The 12,934-nt window shown below is 72.0% G+C and carries 10 protein-coding genes; 3 read left to right on the top strand and 7 right to left on the bottom strand.

Going from position 1 to position 12,934, the window contains the following annotated elements:
* Positions 1-91: 91 nt before the first annotated feature.
* From FHX73_RS44225 to FHX73_RS44215, 3 genes are read right to left on the bottom strand one after another with little or no spacing between them, the layout of a single operon-like run.
* Positions 92-529, bottom strand: a complete 438-nt coding sequence (locus tag FHX73_RS44225) for a hypothetical protein (RefSeq protein WP_145911791.1) — start codon at positions 527-529, stop codon at positions 92-94.
* 36 nt (positions 530-565) lie between these two features.
* Positions 566-1,513 carry a hypothetical protein gene (locus FHX73_RS44220; RefSeq protein WP_145911790.1) on the bottom strand — a complete coding sequence of 316 codons (948 nt, stop codon included), beginning with the start codon at positions 1,511-1,513 and terminating at the stop codon, positions 566-568.
* A 42-nt stretch (positions 1,514-1,555) separates the two neighbouring features.
* Positions 1,556-1,993 carry a peptidase inhibitor family I36 protein gene (locus tag FHX73_RS44215; RefSeq protein ID WP_145911789.1) on the bottom strand — a complete coding sequence of 146 codons (438 nt, stop codon included), beginning with the start codon at positions 1,991-1,993 and terminating at the stop codon, positions 1,556-1,558.
* Positions 1,994-2,192: 199 nt separating this feature from the next.
* Here FHX73_RS44215 and FHX73_RS44210 point away from each other — a divergent pair, with 199 nt between their 5' ends.
* A complete protein-coding gene (locus tag FHX73_RS44210) occupies positions 2,193-5,408 on the top strand; it encodes an AfsR/SARP family transcriptional regulator (RefSeq protein WP_145911788.1) in 3,216 nt (1,071 codons plus the stop codon).
* A 234-nt stretch (positions 5,409-5,642) separates the two neighbouring features.
* Here the strand turns inward: FHX73_RS44210 and dacB are convergent, their stop codons facing one another.
* From dacB to FHX73_RS44195, 3 genes are all read right to left on the bottom strand, one after another.
* Positions 5,643-7,133 carry a D-alanyl-D-alanine carboxypeptidase/D-alanyl-D-alanine endopeptidase gene (gene dacB, locus FHX73_RS44205; RefSeq protein ID WP_170305361.1) on the bottom strand — a complete coding sequence of 497 codons (1,491 nt, stop codon included), beginning with the start codon at positions 7,131-7,133 and terminating at the stop codon, positions 5,643-5,645.
* Positions 7,134-7,483: 350 nt separating this feature from the next.
* Entirely contained in the window at positions 7,484-8,824 is a 1,341-nt protein-coding gene (locus FHX73_RS44200; protein ID WP_145911786.1) for an FtsX-like permease family protein, read from the bottom strand.
* Positions 8,821-9,600, bottom strand: a complete 780-nt coding sequence (locus tag FHX73_RS44195) for an ABC transporter ATP-binding protein (protein ID WP_246214262.1) — start codon at positions 9,598-9,600, stop codon at positions 8,821-8,823. The genes FHX73_RS44200 and FHX73_RS44195 overlap by 4 nt, the downstream gene beginning before the upstream one ends.
* 111 nt (positions 9,601-9,711) lie before the next feature.
* On the opposite strand from FHX73_RS44195, the gene FHX73_RS44190 reads away from it, so the two are divergent.
* Together FHX73_RS44190 and FHX73_RS44185 are read left to right on the top strand one after the other, a co-directional pair.
* The gene (locus tag FHX73_RS44190) at positions 9,712-10,878 is read left to right on the top strand and encodes a sensor histidine kinase (RefSeq protein WP_246214261.1); all 1,167 of its coding nucleotides are present in this window, start codon (positions 9,712-9,714) and stop codon (positions 10,876-10,878) included.
* Positions 10,879-10,914: 36 nt separating this feature from the next.
* Positions 10,915-11,580: a response regulator transcription factor gene (locus tag FHX73_RS44185; protein WP_145911785.1), complete on the top strand. Its 666-nt coding sequence runs from the start codon at positions 10,915-10,917 to the stop codon at positions 11,578-11,580.
* Positions 11,581-11,826: 246 nt separating this feature from the next.
* On the opposite strand, the gene FHX73_RS44180 is transcribed toward FHX73_RS44185, so the two are convergent.
* On the bottom strand, positions 11,827-12,549 hold the full coding sequence (locus FHX73_RS44180; protein WP_145911784.1) for a hypothetical protein: 723 nt from the start codon (positions 12,547-12,549) through the stop codon (positions 11,827-11,829).
* Positions 12,550-12,934: the final 385 nt, after the last annotated feature.

The raw sequence follows: 12,934 nt of genomic DNA, 5'->3' as shown, positions 1-12,934 counted from the left end.
GACGGGCGGACGGGCGGACGGGCGGGCGGACGGGCGGGTGCGCCGACTGCGGGCCCGCCCCGAGCAACTGGGGCGGGCCGGCAGGCCGCGGTCAGCCGCGGTAGTAGATCGAGTACGAGGCCTCGTTGTTGTAGGTGGTCATGAGGTTGCCCTCACCGCCCGGCTCGATCAGGTCGTACGCGCCCCAGCCGTAGGCGGCACTGTTCACGTAGACGTAGACGGACTGGTAGCCGCCGTTGGCGCCCCAGGCGGCGTTGTTCTTCACCAGGCAGCCGATGCAGTTGCCACCGCTGGTGGTGGGACCCTGGCCGAACTGGGCGCCGCCGAGGTCGGAGACCTCGGGGGTGTCCGAGTACCACTCGCTGCCCTCGCCATTGCTGTTGAAGGTGAGGCAGAGCTGGACGCCGCAGATGTCCTCGTCGCCGCCGGGGATGGTGCCGGCGCTGGCCGGGGTGGCCAGCATCATGCCGCCGGCGGCCAGGCCCGCGGTAGCCGCGAACAGGGCGATCCGGGTGTGCAGTGCGGTCATTGCTTCCTCCTGGAGGGTCGGTTCCTCGGTGGTGGGTCAGCCGGCGGAGCCGGCGTTGCGGACGGCGGTGTCGATGGACCGCCGGATCCGGGTCAGGTCCGCCGACCGGGCCCGGATGTCCTCGTTCTCCAGCCGCGACTCGGCGCCGAACCAGGCGGCGACCACGCCGGCCCGCTGCTTGCAGGCGACATCGGCACCGGCGGTGGCGATCTCCTGGGCCGACGGCGCGGGCGTGCGCCAGCGGGTGTCGTTGACGGCGCTCTGCGGGTTGTCGTACCAGTAGCCCCTGGCGGCCATGCAGCTCGACCAGCGGGCGAAGGCCGCCGTCACTGCGGCGTCGGTCAGGGAGCGCTGGTAGTCCTGGAAGTTGATGTCGACGGCGGTCTGGTCGTCCTGGACGATCCCGCCGCCGGCCGTCAGCGCGCGGTCCGCCTCGCCGACGCAGCCGCCGGGTGGGACGGCCAGCCCGTGGTAGGTGTCCGGGGCGGCCGGGGAACCGGGCGGCTGCGGTGCCCCGGCGCCGTGGCCGAGGACAGCGGCCAGGGCCGGCGGGAGCGCGGGCGCGCTCGGCCGCCCGTTCGCCGGGCGCTGGGCGTCCGGCGCGTGGTAGCCGTACGTCCGGGCGGTGTCCGGGGCGGTCGGGCCGTAGCGGTTGGCCATCTGGGAGCGGCCACCGGCGGCCACGGCGGGCGTGTAGTCGGCGCCGAAGCGCCTCATGCACGAGCCGATCAGTGCCGCCCTGGCGGTCTGGATCCGGGTCGAGTCGGCGGTGCTGAGCAGGTAGGCCTCGATCGGTAGGTGCAGGCCGGCGACCGGGTCGGCGACCGCCGGTGCGGTCGCCGTCACCGCCGCTGCCGGTGGCCGCGGCCCGCTCCCCGGCCCGGCGGCACACCCGGCGGCGGCCAGGCCGAGCGCGAGGCTCAGGCCCAGGGCGAGCAAGCCGTCGGCACCCCCGTACCCGGCCGACCCCGAGCGTCGTGGCACGGGTCGCCGCCCCGGCCGCTCAGCGGTCCCCCGCGCGGGTGCTCACCGGCACTCCTGGAAGAAGTCGAAGCACTGCGAGGCGTTGTTGTTCTTCAGGGTGGAGTTCAGGTTGGCCCCCGCGTCGGGGCCGATGGTCTGGCTCGGGCCGGCGTTGTTGGAGTTGTAGTAGATGGTCACGGAGTAGTTGATGTTGTAGTCGTACACCGACGCGGCATTGTTCTTGACGTACTGCCCGGCCCCGCTGCCGTTGCCGCCGCCGAAGGTGTACCAGCTGTTGTAGAGGTAGTTCTCGGGAGTCTGGCTGTTCCCCGCGCCGTCGCCGAAGTACGAGCCCTGGAAGCCCGAGTTGTAGAAGAGGCACGCGACGTCGGACGGACAGTCGCCGGGGCCGTCCGCGTAGGCGGGCGCGGCGGCCAGCACAGCGGCGCCCAGCGCCGCGGCCGCCAGCAGCCCGGCGAAGGTCCTGCGTCTGGCGTTCATGGGTTCTCCTCCGTGTGCTCGATTGGCTTAGAGGTGCGTGAACCCGGCGGTGCGTTCCGCCGGTTGACGGCGGCAACCACACAGGTACGGGGCTGCCGCGGCGTCGCCGACTCTATGGACAGCCGTCCTAGCTCCGTCCTAACGTCGTCCTGATGCATGGTCGGCGAACTAGCGGCGCGGGCGCGGTGAGGGCGGGGAAATGGGTTTCGGCCGCTTGGAGTTCGGTGTCCTGGGACCGCTGCAGGCGCGGATCGGCGGTCGGGAGGTGCCGGTCGGCGGACCGCGGCAGGCCAAGCTGCTCGCCGCCCTGCTGCTCGGCGCCAACCAGGTGGTCCGGATGGAGCGCCTGATCGAGGTGATGTGGGACGCCGACGGGCCCGCCACCGCCGTCCGCCAGATCCAGGACGTGGTCTCCGGGCTGCGCCGCAACCTGTCCGGGTGCGGCGCGCCGCCGACCCTGATCAGCACGCACCGCGGCGGCTACCGGATCGAACTGGCCGCCGAACAGCTCGACCTGACGGTCTTCGAGCGCGAACGGGAGCAGGCCCGCGGCCGCCCGGCACCGGCAGCCGTCGCCAGGCTCAGACGCGCGCTGGCCTGCTGGCGCGGATCGGCCCTGGCGGATCTGCCCGGACAGGCACTGGAAGCCGACGCCGCCCGGCTCGACCTCGCCCGGACGAGCGCGCACAAGGAGTGCCTGGAGCTCGAACTCGGCCTCGGACGGCACCGCGAGGTGGCCGAGGAGGTGACCGCCCTGCTGCTCCGCCACCCGCACGACGAGCAACTGGCCGAGCACGCCATGCTGGCGCTCTACCGCAGCGGCTGCCAGGGCCAGGCGCTGCAGGTCTACCGGACCACCCGCAGCCGCCTGGCCGACGACCTCGGCGTCGACCCGATGCCGCCGCTGCGCGAGCTCCAGCGCCGCATCCTGAACGCCGACCCCGCCTTGGCGGCGTCCGCGGGCCCGAGCCCCGGCCCGCCCGGCGGGCTCACGCCGTCGGGGCCGACCGCGCCGACCGCTCGGGGAACCCGCCAGCGTCCCGGCATCCGCTGCCAACTGCCCGTCGACACCCGCCTGTTCACCGGCCGGACCGGCGAGCTCGACGCCCTGCTGCGGGCCATCGAGGAGGCACCGCGCGGCAGCAGTGCGGGCATGGTGGTGATCTCGGCGATCGACGGCATGGGCGGTGTCGGCAAGTCGGCACTGGCCGTGCACGCCGCCCACCGGGTCCGCCCGATGTTCCCCGACGGGCAGTTCTTCCTCGACCTGCACGGCCACACCCCCGGCACCCCGCCGCTGCCCGCCGCCGACGCGCTGGCCTGGCTGCTGCGCTCGCTCGGCGTGCCCGCCCAGCAGATTCCCCAGGACCTGGGCGAACGCGCCGCGCTCTACCGCGACCGGATCGCCGACACCCGGACCCTGATCGTGCTGGACAACGCCGCCGGCACCGCCCAGGTCCGCCCGCTGCTGCCCGCCACCCCCGGCTGCCTCGTGCTGATCACCAGCCGCAAGCGGCTGACCGGCCTCGACGACGCACACCTGCTGCCGCTCGACGTGCTGCCGCAGGCCGAGGCCGTGGCCCTGCTGCGCGAGGCCGCCGGCCCCGGCCGGATCCCCGCGGACCACCCCGGGTGCGCCGAACTGGCGGCGCACTGCGGCCGGCTGCCGCTGGCGATCCGGATCGCGGCCGCCCGGCTGCGCCACGACCGGACGCTGCGGCTCGACCAGCTGAACGAGGAACTGCGCGACGGGCAGCAGCGGTTGTCCCGGATCAGCGACGAGGAACGCAGCCTGGCGGCGGTCTTCGAGACCTCCTTCAGCGCGCTGCCGCCGGCCGAGCAGGAGCTCTTCCGGCTCCTGGGCCGGTTCCCCGGCCCGGACTTCGACGCGTACGCCGCCGCCGCACTGGCCGGCACCGACCACCGCACTGCCGAGCGCCTGCTGGAGTCGCTGCTCGACCACAGCCTGCTCAGCCAGCACACCCCGGAGCGCTACCGGTTCCACGACCTGGTGGGCCTGTACGCGAGCGACCTGGCCGAGAGCGCACCCGATGACCTGGCGATGCGTCATGAGGAGGCCCTGGAACGGCTCTTCGGCTACTACCTGCACACCGTCCGGCTCGCCGACGGCCACCTCGCCCGCCGCCCCCGACCGGATGCGGCACCGGCCGCCGCGCCGTCGACCGTCGCACCCCGGCTGCCCGACCGGACCGCCGCACTGGCCTGGCTGCGCGGCGAGCGCGGCAACCTGCTCGCGCTGAGCGCGGCAGCGCCCGCTGTCGCGTCCACCGCACGGAGCGGGCCCGCCCGGCTGGCCCGCACGGTTTCGCTCGGCTCCGCCCTCGCCGCCTTCCTGCTGCTGGAGGGCCTGTGGACCGAGGCGGCCGACCTGCACCGACGTGCGGCGCAGGCCGCCCGGGAGCTCGGCGACCCGCTCGCCGAGGCGGGCGCGCTGTGCGACCTGGGCCGGGTGCAGCACGCCACCGGCGACTACCAGGCCTCGGCCGAGCTCTACGAGCAGGCGCTCCCCCGCTACCAACACCTCGGCGACCACCGGGGCGAGGCGGCCGGCCTGCACGAGCTGGGCCGCATCCGCGTGCTGACGGGGGACTACCTGGCCGCCGCCGAACTGCACGAGCGGGCGGTGGCCATCTTCCGCACGCTCGGTGACCGCCCCGCCGAGGCCCGTGCGCTGTGCGACCTGGGTCGGGCCCGGCACTCCACCGGCGACTCCCCCGCGGCCATCGCCCTGATGGAGCGGGTCCTGACGATCCATCAGGAACTTGGCGACCGCCGGGGGGAGGCGGGCGCGCTGCACGACCTCGGCTACGTGCTGCACGAGACCGGCCACTACCCGGCGGCCATCGGCCTGCACGAGCGGGCACTCGGCATCTACCGGGAACTCGGCAGCCGTCAGGGCGAAGCGACCGTGCTGTGGAGCCTGGCCCGGGCCCGGCACGAGACCGGCGACCACCCGGCGGCGGTGGGACTCTACGAGGACGCGTTGGCCATCTGCCGACGGATCGGCAGCCGGCAGAGCGAGGCCGACTCCCTGCACGGCCTGGGCCGGGTGCGGCACGCCGACCAGGACCTGTCAGCCGCCGACCAGCTGTACCGGCGGGCGCTGGCCATCTACCGGCAGATCGGCAGCCGCCCCGGCGAGGCCACGCTGCTCGCCGACCTGGCCGCACTGGTCGCCGACACCGACGGACCGGCGCGAGCCCTCGACCTCTACCGGCAGGCCCTGGCCCTGGCCCAACAGATCCACAGCCCCAGGGACGAGACCCGCGCCCTGGAAGGCCTCGCCCACTGCGCCACACTGCTCGGCGACCACACCACCGCCCGCACCGCACTGCGCCAAGCCGCTGTCCTCCACCAGGGCCTGGGCACCGGTGCACCCAGCAGCCCGGGGTGAGTGGCGACCAGGCCCACCGCCCGGACCGCTCCGTGCCGGGCGGCGGTCCACAGCCGCAAGAAGCCGACGAGCAGGCGCGGGCCGAACGCAGGAGAACACCTGCGAACCACCCAGTCCTACGCCCTTTCGGCCGAGATCCAGGTCATGGAGGACGGGCTTGCACCACGTCGCCGCCGGTGCACGCAACGGCGTTGGTCTCCGGCTGCTGAAACGATCACCTGCTCGGGCTGCCCATCACGCCTTGGGCGACTCGTAGATGCTGGCGGCCATCGCTCCCAGTTGCTTGTTCGCCTTGAGCGCGAGGTCGATGGCATCGCTCACGGAGTCGCTGGGCACCGGAATGTCGTTCACGTAGATCGCGAAGGCGTAGCGGCGGCCGTCCTTCGCATCGATGTAGCCTGCGAGCGCCTTCGTGCCGAGGGCCAGCTTGCCCTGGTAGGAACTGACCAGGGTGCCGGTCTTCGCACGGATGTGTCCTGCGGCGGGATCGGTGCGCTCGATGACGTCGGCGAGCGAACCGTCGACGCCCATGCTCGGCATGGAGTCGTAGAAGACGTCGAAGTCGTCCTGTCGTGCCAGGTGCCGCAGCAGCGCCACCTGGGCGGTCGGCGTCGCCTTGTCGCCGGGGAGGCCCTGGGCATCGACGAGGCTCACTGAATTCGGGTCCACGCCCGAGTGAGCGAGGAACTCCTCCTCGATCTTCATGCCGTCCGCGTAGGTTCGTTGACCGTTGTGTGCTGCCATCAGCGGCGGCAGAAGGTTCGCCCCGAGATTGTGGCTGACCTTGTTGATCAGCTTTGCGTACTCCTTGAAGGGCGGAGAAGTGTAGGTCGCCGATACGGGCAGCGAGCTCACTTCCGTCGACGGAGGAAGCCTGCTGTCGGGGTTCGCTCCCAACGAGGGGGCGGATACGCTGACGCCGTTTCTGGCGAGTGCCTCGATGAGGACGGTGCGGGCGAACGCCGCCGGGTCGGGAACCTGGTAGGTCGTCACGAAGGGGGCCTTCACGTCCGCGGGCACGGAACCTCGGACCCGAATATGACCAGGACTCACGCTTTCGGTCGTCACCGCCGGCTTGCTTCCGGCGGGCGTGGTCGTCACCTGCGCGTCGACGCCGAAGGCGGCCGTCTTCGGGCGCCAGTCGACCTTGGCCGGCTCGCCGGGCGCGCCCGGCATGATGAGCACGTCGATCAGGTTGTCGTTGACGATGGTCGGAGTGACCGGCACCCCGCCGATCGACACCGGATCCCAGAGTCGGTTGTCGATCACCACGTCGCCGTCGACCTGGCGGACTCCACTGGCCGCGACCTGTCGGGCCAGCTCGTCGACACCCGCCAGCGGATCCTCTTCGGTGACGGTCGCCATGCCGGGTACGGCGTTGGCGTCGTAGTGGTCGAAGTCGGGGACGTCCAGTCCGCCTGACGCGGTGGTCCGCCCACCGAGCGTCAGATCGCCGCTGCCGACCAGGATGAGATCGCCGGAGAGCCGCCCGTCGGCGGAGATCGTACCCGAGTGCACCACGGGCGTACGGAAGCGATGGTCGTCGCCCAGGACATCGAGCGCAGCACCGACCGCGAAGGTCTTGGCCGTCGAACCGGTCATGAACTGGGAATCGGCGCCCTTGGATTGGACGACCTGCCCCGTCTGCAGGTCGGCGACCTGCAGGCCCCACCGGCCCGACGACCACGGCGCGGTACTCATGAGCTTCTGCAGGTCGGCGCTCACCCGCGTGGCACCCGGTGCCGGAGGGGCTGAGGTGTCCGTGGAGTTGGGGTTGTGGGAGCACGCCGTCATGGCCACGGCAGCCGTCATCGAAGCGGCGAGCGCCAGGGCTGTGCGCCGCCGTGCCCGAGGCGTCTTGATTCCGGAGAGGGAGTTGCTTGGCATTCGTTCTTTCCTGTTCGACTTTCGCGCTCGATCGAGCGCTTCCGGCCTGGCTGCTGCGCGGCGGCTAGGACTTCCCGCCCTTGCCGAGGGGCGCGGCTGCGCCGAGGGCGAGAAGCGTGCGCGTGGTCGGTTCCCTCGAATTCTTCCTTCGTCGACGAACACGGTGGTGTGGATCCCCGCACCCCGGTTCACGAGCGCAGCGCCCGGACCGCGACCGTGCGCGACACCCGGGCCGCCTGCAGGACCAGCGCGAGGCAGGTGGTGACCAGCGTCCCGGCGGCGAGCGCCCCGAGCGTGGCCCAGGGCAGGCCCGCCAGGACCCGGGCGACGTCGATCCGGGCGCCCAGGGCGATGGTGAGACTCGACACGGCGAGGAACAGCGCGCCGAAGACGATCGCCGTCCCCGCGTAGATCACCCCCTCGTAGACCATCGACCGGGTGACCACGCCCGGCCGCGCACCGGCCACCGTCACGACGGCGCAGTCACGGGCGCGCTCCCGCCCGACGAGGGCGATCACGGCGAGGCCCCCGACCCAGGAGACGACGAAGACCCAGCCCAGCACGACCAGGATGTTGCCCAGCCCGGCGCTGCCTCCGGGCATGGCCTTGCCCATCACCATGAAGAGGCCGACGAACGACAGGGAGAGCGCGAAGGGCAGCACCGTGGTGACGCTCCGCGCCGCGCGGGCCCGGCACGACTGCACGGCAAGGTGCCAGGCGACGCCGCGCGAGGGCACCAGCGCCGTCCAGAGCTTCATCAGCGGGGTGAACACCCACGGCCCCATCAGCAACAACAGGCAGACGAGGAAGAGGTTCCCGGCGAACGCGAAGGCCGTCCGCTGGGCGAGCCCGCCCTTGAGGTCGAGGCCCAGACCGGGGACCCACATCCCGACCACACCGGCGAGCAGGCACAGGGCGAGGCCACTGCGGGCCACGCCCGGCCGCGCCGGGGGATCGGAGCAGTCCCGGAAGGCGCGCATCTCCGGCGTCCTGGCGGCCCGTCGGGTGACGCCCCAGCCCCCGAGCAGGCACGGAACCAGTCCGAACAGCACGCTCACGCCGACGTACCAGAACCGGAACCCGACCGCGGCCCCGTGCAGTTCGAGACCCGTCCCCTTCCACTGCGCGAGGGTGACACCCGCGACCAGCAGGGCGAGCGGTGCGGCCAGCGCGCCCGCCACCGCGCCCAGCACCACCATCTCCGCCCGCAGGACGGACTTGACCCGGTGGCGCGGAATCCCGAGGATCACCCACAGGGCGTGCTCGCGCCGCTGGGTCGTCAGCGTCAGACCGACCGCGGAGGCGACGATGCCCACGGCGGCGAGCACGGTGAAGAAGACGATGTTGCCGCCGAGGGCGATCGACGCGGAGACCATCCGTGCGTCACCCGCCGCCCGCGCCGCCGAGACGGCGGTGAACATCGCGATGGCCGAGCCCGCCGAGCACGCCGCGCCGACCGTGGCGCACAGGAGCGTCCACCACCACATCGACGCCTGCAGGCGGATGTCCGACAGTACGAGCCGGATCACGACGCCTCCCCGCCCGCTTCGTCCGCCGACTGCGCCGCGAGGACGGCGTCGCCCACCGCGCGGGAGTCGCCACCGGGGATGACGGCGTGCACCCGCCCGGACCCCATCACCACGACCTGGTCGGCCCGCGCGGCCGCATGAGGGTCGTGGGTGACCATGAGCACCGTGCTCCCCTGCGCGGGAAGTGCCTGCAGCCAGTCGAGCACCACGTGACCCGACTTGAGGTCGAGCGCACCCGTCGGCTCGTCGGCGAAGACGATCCGCGGCTGGTTCGCCAACACCCGGGCCACCGCGACGCGCTGGCGCTCGCCACCGGAGAGGCGGTCGGGGCGGCGCCGCGCGTGCTTGGCGATGCCGAGCCGCGCCATGGCGTCCTCGACCCGCGCCCTGGGCACCCGGCGGCCGGCGAGCCGCGCTGGCAGGGCGATGTTGTCCTCGACCGTCAGCGAGCTGACGAGGTTGTACTTCTGGAAGACGAAGCCGATGTTCTCGCTGCGGAACGCGGCCTGCTTGCGGGGGCTGAGTGAGCGGACGTCCGTCCCGAGGATCTCGACGGACCCCGCGGTCGCCGGCTCCAGCCCGGCCGTGCAGAGCAGGAGCGTCGACTTGCCCGAACCGGAGGGGCCGACGACGGCGGTCAGCCGGCCCTCGGGAATCTCCAGGTCGATGTCGTGCAGGACGCGCGTCGTCTCGCCCCGGCGGCCGGGAATGGGGAATTCCGTCCGAAGGCCGCGCAGACGAATGCACGGCACGGGAGCGGTCGTGGAAAATGTCATGAGTCAAGGAAAGCAAGGCCGGGCAGTGGAGTGCACGAGTGCCTGCACTGCTATTGGAGGTAGACCTGGATCTACCGCCCGACCGGTCCGAACTGTGCGAAAATGTTGATCATGGCGCAGATCCGTGTTGCCCGGAGGCTGCTGACCGAATTCGTCGCAGCGGCCGCCTTTCCGATTCTCCTGATTTCCGTTCTCGTTGCGCCGGTCTCGGTTCCGGTGGTGGCCGAACTGGACCGCTCCAGGGCGCAGTGGTGCGGAGTCCGCACGATGCCGCTGCGACCCGCCGGCCGCAGCTGGCCGCAGTGGGTGGCCGGTCGGCTGCGGACACGGTCGGTGTGGCGGACCGACCTCCCCGTGTTCGTCACCGCCGCACTCCTGTCCGTGCTCTCGCTGCTGGTGGGCTTCTTCGGATTCGTCGGCGCTCTGGCGCTGGTTTTCTCCCCCATCTTCTGGGGTTTCGGCATCGCCGCGAAAGTCGGCCCGTTCACACCGGCCGCCCTGTGGGAAACCTTGGTGGCGGTGCCCGCGGGAATCGCCCTCGGTGCGGTCACCGTGGGCGCGCTGGCCGGCATCTCCCTGCTCCGCGACCTGCTCCTGCGGGCCTTTTCGGGGAGCCGGAACCCCGACCTGCTCGCGAAACTGGAGGAACTCCGCGCCAGCCGGTCCTCGCTGACTGCGGCCTTCGAGAACGAGCGCCGGCGCATCGAGCGCGACCTGCACGACGGCGCCCAGCAGGAACTCGTCGCCCTCGCCATGCGCCTGGGAATCCTGGAAGCCGCAGCGACGGCCACCGACCAGGAACGGATCGTCCAGCTGGCCCGCCAGGCCCAGGCCCAGGCGGAGCGCGCGCTCGAACGGCTGAGGGAGACGGTGCGCGACATCCACCCCAGCGAACTGAGCGACCTCGGTCTCATCGCCGCCGTCCGAGAACTGGCGGCCAGATCACCGTTGCAGGTCGAACTGACCAGCACCGGTACCGACGCCCGGCTCTCCTCGCCGATCGCCACGGCCGTGTACTTCACGGTCTCCGAGGCCCTGACGAACGTCGCCAAGCACGCGGGCGTCGGGAGCGCCCGGATCGAGATGCTGTGCACCGAGAACGGCGTCCGCGTCCTGGTCGGCGACGACGGCGCCGGCGGCGCGCGGATCAGCACCGGATCCGGGCTCTCCGGGCTGCGTGAGCGGATGCGAAGCGTCGGTGGCAACCTCGAAATCATCAGCCCGCCGGGCGGCGGAACACAGGTCGTGGCATCCGCCCCGGCCCAACCCCCGTGGTGACGGAATTCGACAGGGAAAAGCGATGGGAAATCGATTGTGAGAATCATCCTGGCGGACGACAGTCTGCTGATACGCGCCGGAATCCGGGAGATCCTGGTTTCCAGTGCCCACGACGTGATCCGCGAATGCGAGGACGCCGACGAACTGGTCGCCGCCGTCGACGACCTCGCCGCCGCCGGAGCCACCCCCGACCTGGTGATCACGGATGTCCGCATGCCGCCCGGGAACACCGACGACGGACTCCGGGCCGCGATCGACATTCGGTCGCGGCACCAGGGCCTCCCGGTACTGGTCCTCTCCGCCTACGTCACTGGCCCGTACGTGCGCGAACTCCTGAACGGCCCGGGCGCCGAAGGAGCGGTCGGCTACCTGCTCAAGGAGAAGGTGGGCAGAGTGGCGGACTTCCTGCGGGCCGTCGAGACGGTCTCCGGCGGCGGAGTGGTGATCGACCCCGAGGTCGTTCGCCACGTCACCCACGCCGACCCGCCCCGGGGCCCGCTCGCCCGCCTCACGGCCCGCGAACAGGAGGTGCTCGCCCTCATGGCCGAAGGCCGTTCCAACGCGGAGATCGAGGCAGAGCTGTTCCTCTCGGGCGCCGCCGTGGCCAAACACGTGGGGAACGTCTTCCTGAAACTCGGCATGCCCTCCGGCGAGGACAACCGCCGGGTGAAGGCCATCCTGACCTGGTTCGAATACAACTAGTACTCCAGCGCCGTTGCGTTCACCGGCGGCGGCGTGAGGAAAGGCCGTCTTCCATGACGTGGATCTCGACAGGCGAAGCCTTGCAGGGCGTCGGCCAGGTCGGCGGCGGAGGTTGCGGTGCTTTGTTGGGTCGTGTCGTAGGTCTGCCACGGGATGGGTTGTCGGCATGTGAGGCAGGTGCCGGTCCAGGCGCTGACGCTTCTGGGCGGGTGCGCTGTTCGATGAGGAACGGGTCGACGGGGCGTCTCAGTACTGCTCGGCGACTTGCCCGGCGATCGAGAACTCGGCGCCGCACTCGCCGCACGTTCCGTCCCCGAACAGGTAGGTGAGGGCGAGCGCGACGGTGTCGGCGCCGGCCTCGCTGGCGGCGGCGTGGAGCAGGCGCGCAGGCCCCTCCAGGTCGGCCGGCGCGGCGGGGCGAAGCGGTGAGCCTTGGGGGTCGCCGGGCTCCCAGTCGCCTACGGCGGAGAAGTAGCCGGTCTCACCGATGGAGACGAAAACCCCCATCTCGCATTCGGGGCAGAACGCCTCGACGTTCCCGTCGGCCAAGCCCTCCAGGGCCGAGGACCAGACGGGGACACCGTCGAGCGCCATGGCGGTCTGCAGCAGATGGACGTAGAGGGCGGGCTCCGCCGGTCGGCGGATCCGAGCGTGGGCCAGAGTCCGCAGCCGCTCGATCGACGCACCGTGCCGGTCGCGGGTCTCGTCATCGGCAGCAGCGGCGATCGCTCCGGCAAGGAGTAGGGCGTTGTCACCGTCCTTGCCCGTCTCGGCCCCCAGGTCGGCCAGCAGGGCGAGGGAAGCGAAGCTCGCCGGGTAGACGGTTCCCTGATGGCACAGCCGTGACCACAGGTCGCTCCAGGCCTCGTCGTTGGGCTCGGTGTCAATCCGTTCGAACAGGGCCGGGATGTCCTCGGCGGTGCCGTACGCGTGCTTCAACTGCGACCAATCCGTCATGCGGGCATCCAACCAAGCCGTCCCCCGCCAGCCTGCAGCAGGTCTGGCCTCCAACGCTCACCGCAGGCCGCCGCTGAATCGCCAGCGCCGCAGTAGGCCTCGGCTCGGGACGGTCCTGCGCGCGGGGGCTGCTCGTGGAATCGGCGTGGTGCCGTTGGGTCAGGTACGTCGTGGGGACAGCCTCCGGACACTCCTCGCAGTGGTGGACGGGCCGTCAGACCCTGATCCACCTGTGCCGCGCATGGGCAGAGTTGTGGCGGCAAGGCCCTCAGCTGCCCCTGCAGATCTGCGCGGTGCCAGCCGTGGCTTGGGTTGCCGCCGCTGTGCACGACCGCGACGGCGACCGGGCCCGCCGGTGAGCCAGCCCACCCCGCGCTGGGCTCCCCGGCAGGGCGAG

The organism is Kitasatospora viridis, from assembly GCF_007829815.1.
Classification (GTDB): domain Bacteria; phylum Actinomycetota; class Actinomycetes; order Streptomycetales; family Streptomycetaceae; genus Kitasatospora; species Kitasatospora viridis.
The sequence above is the reverse complement of the archived record's forward strand: the minus strand, read 5'-3'. Positions and strand labels throughout refer to the sequence as shown.

Excerpts from the sequence above, each read along its gene's own strand:
- FHX73_RS44225 (WP_145911791.1), bottom strand. The coding sequence starts at position 529 with ATGACCGCACTGCACACCCGGATCGCCCTGTTCGCGGCTACCGCGGGC.
- FHX73_RS44190 (WP_246214261.1), top strand. The coding sequence starts at position 9,712 with ATGGCGCAGATCCGTGTTGCCCGGAGGCTGCTGACCGAATTCGTCGCA.
- FHX73_RS44215 (WP_145911789.1), bottom strand. The coding sequence starts at position 1,993 with ATGAACGCCAGACGCAGGACCTTCGCCGGGCTGCTGGCGGCCGCGGCG.
- FHX73_RS44210 (WP_145911788.1), top strand. The coding sequence starts at position 2,193 with ATGGGTTTCGGCCGCTTGGAGTTCGGTGTCCTGGGACCGCTGCAGGCG.
- FHX73_RS44195 (WP_246214262.1), bottom strand. The coding sequence starts at position 9,600 with ATGACATTTTCCACGACCGCTCCCGTGCCGTGCATTCGTCTGCGCGGC.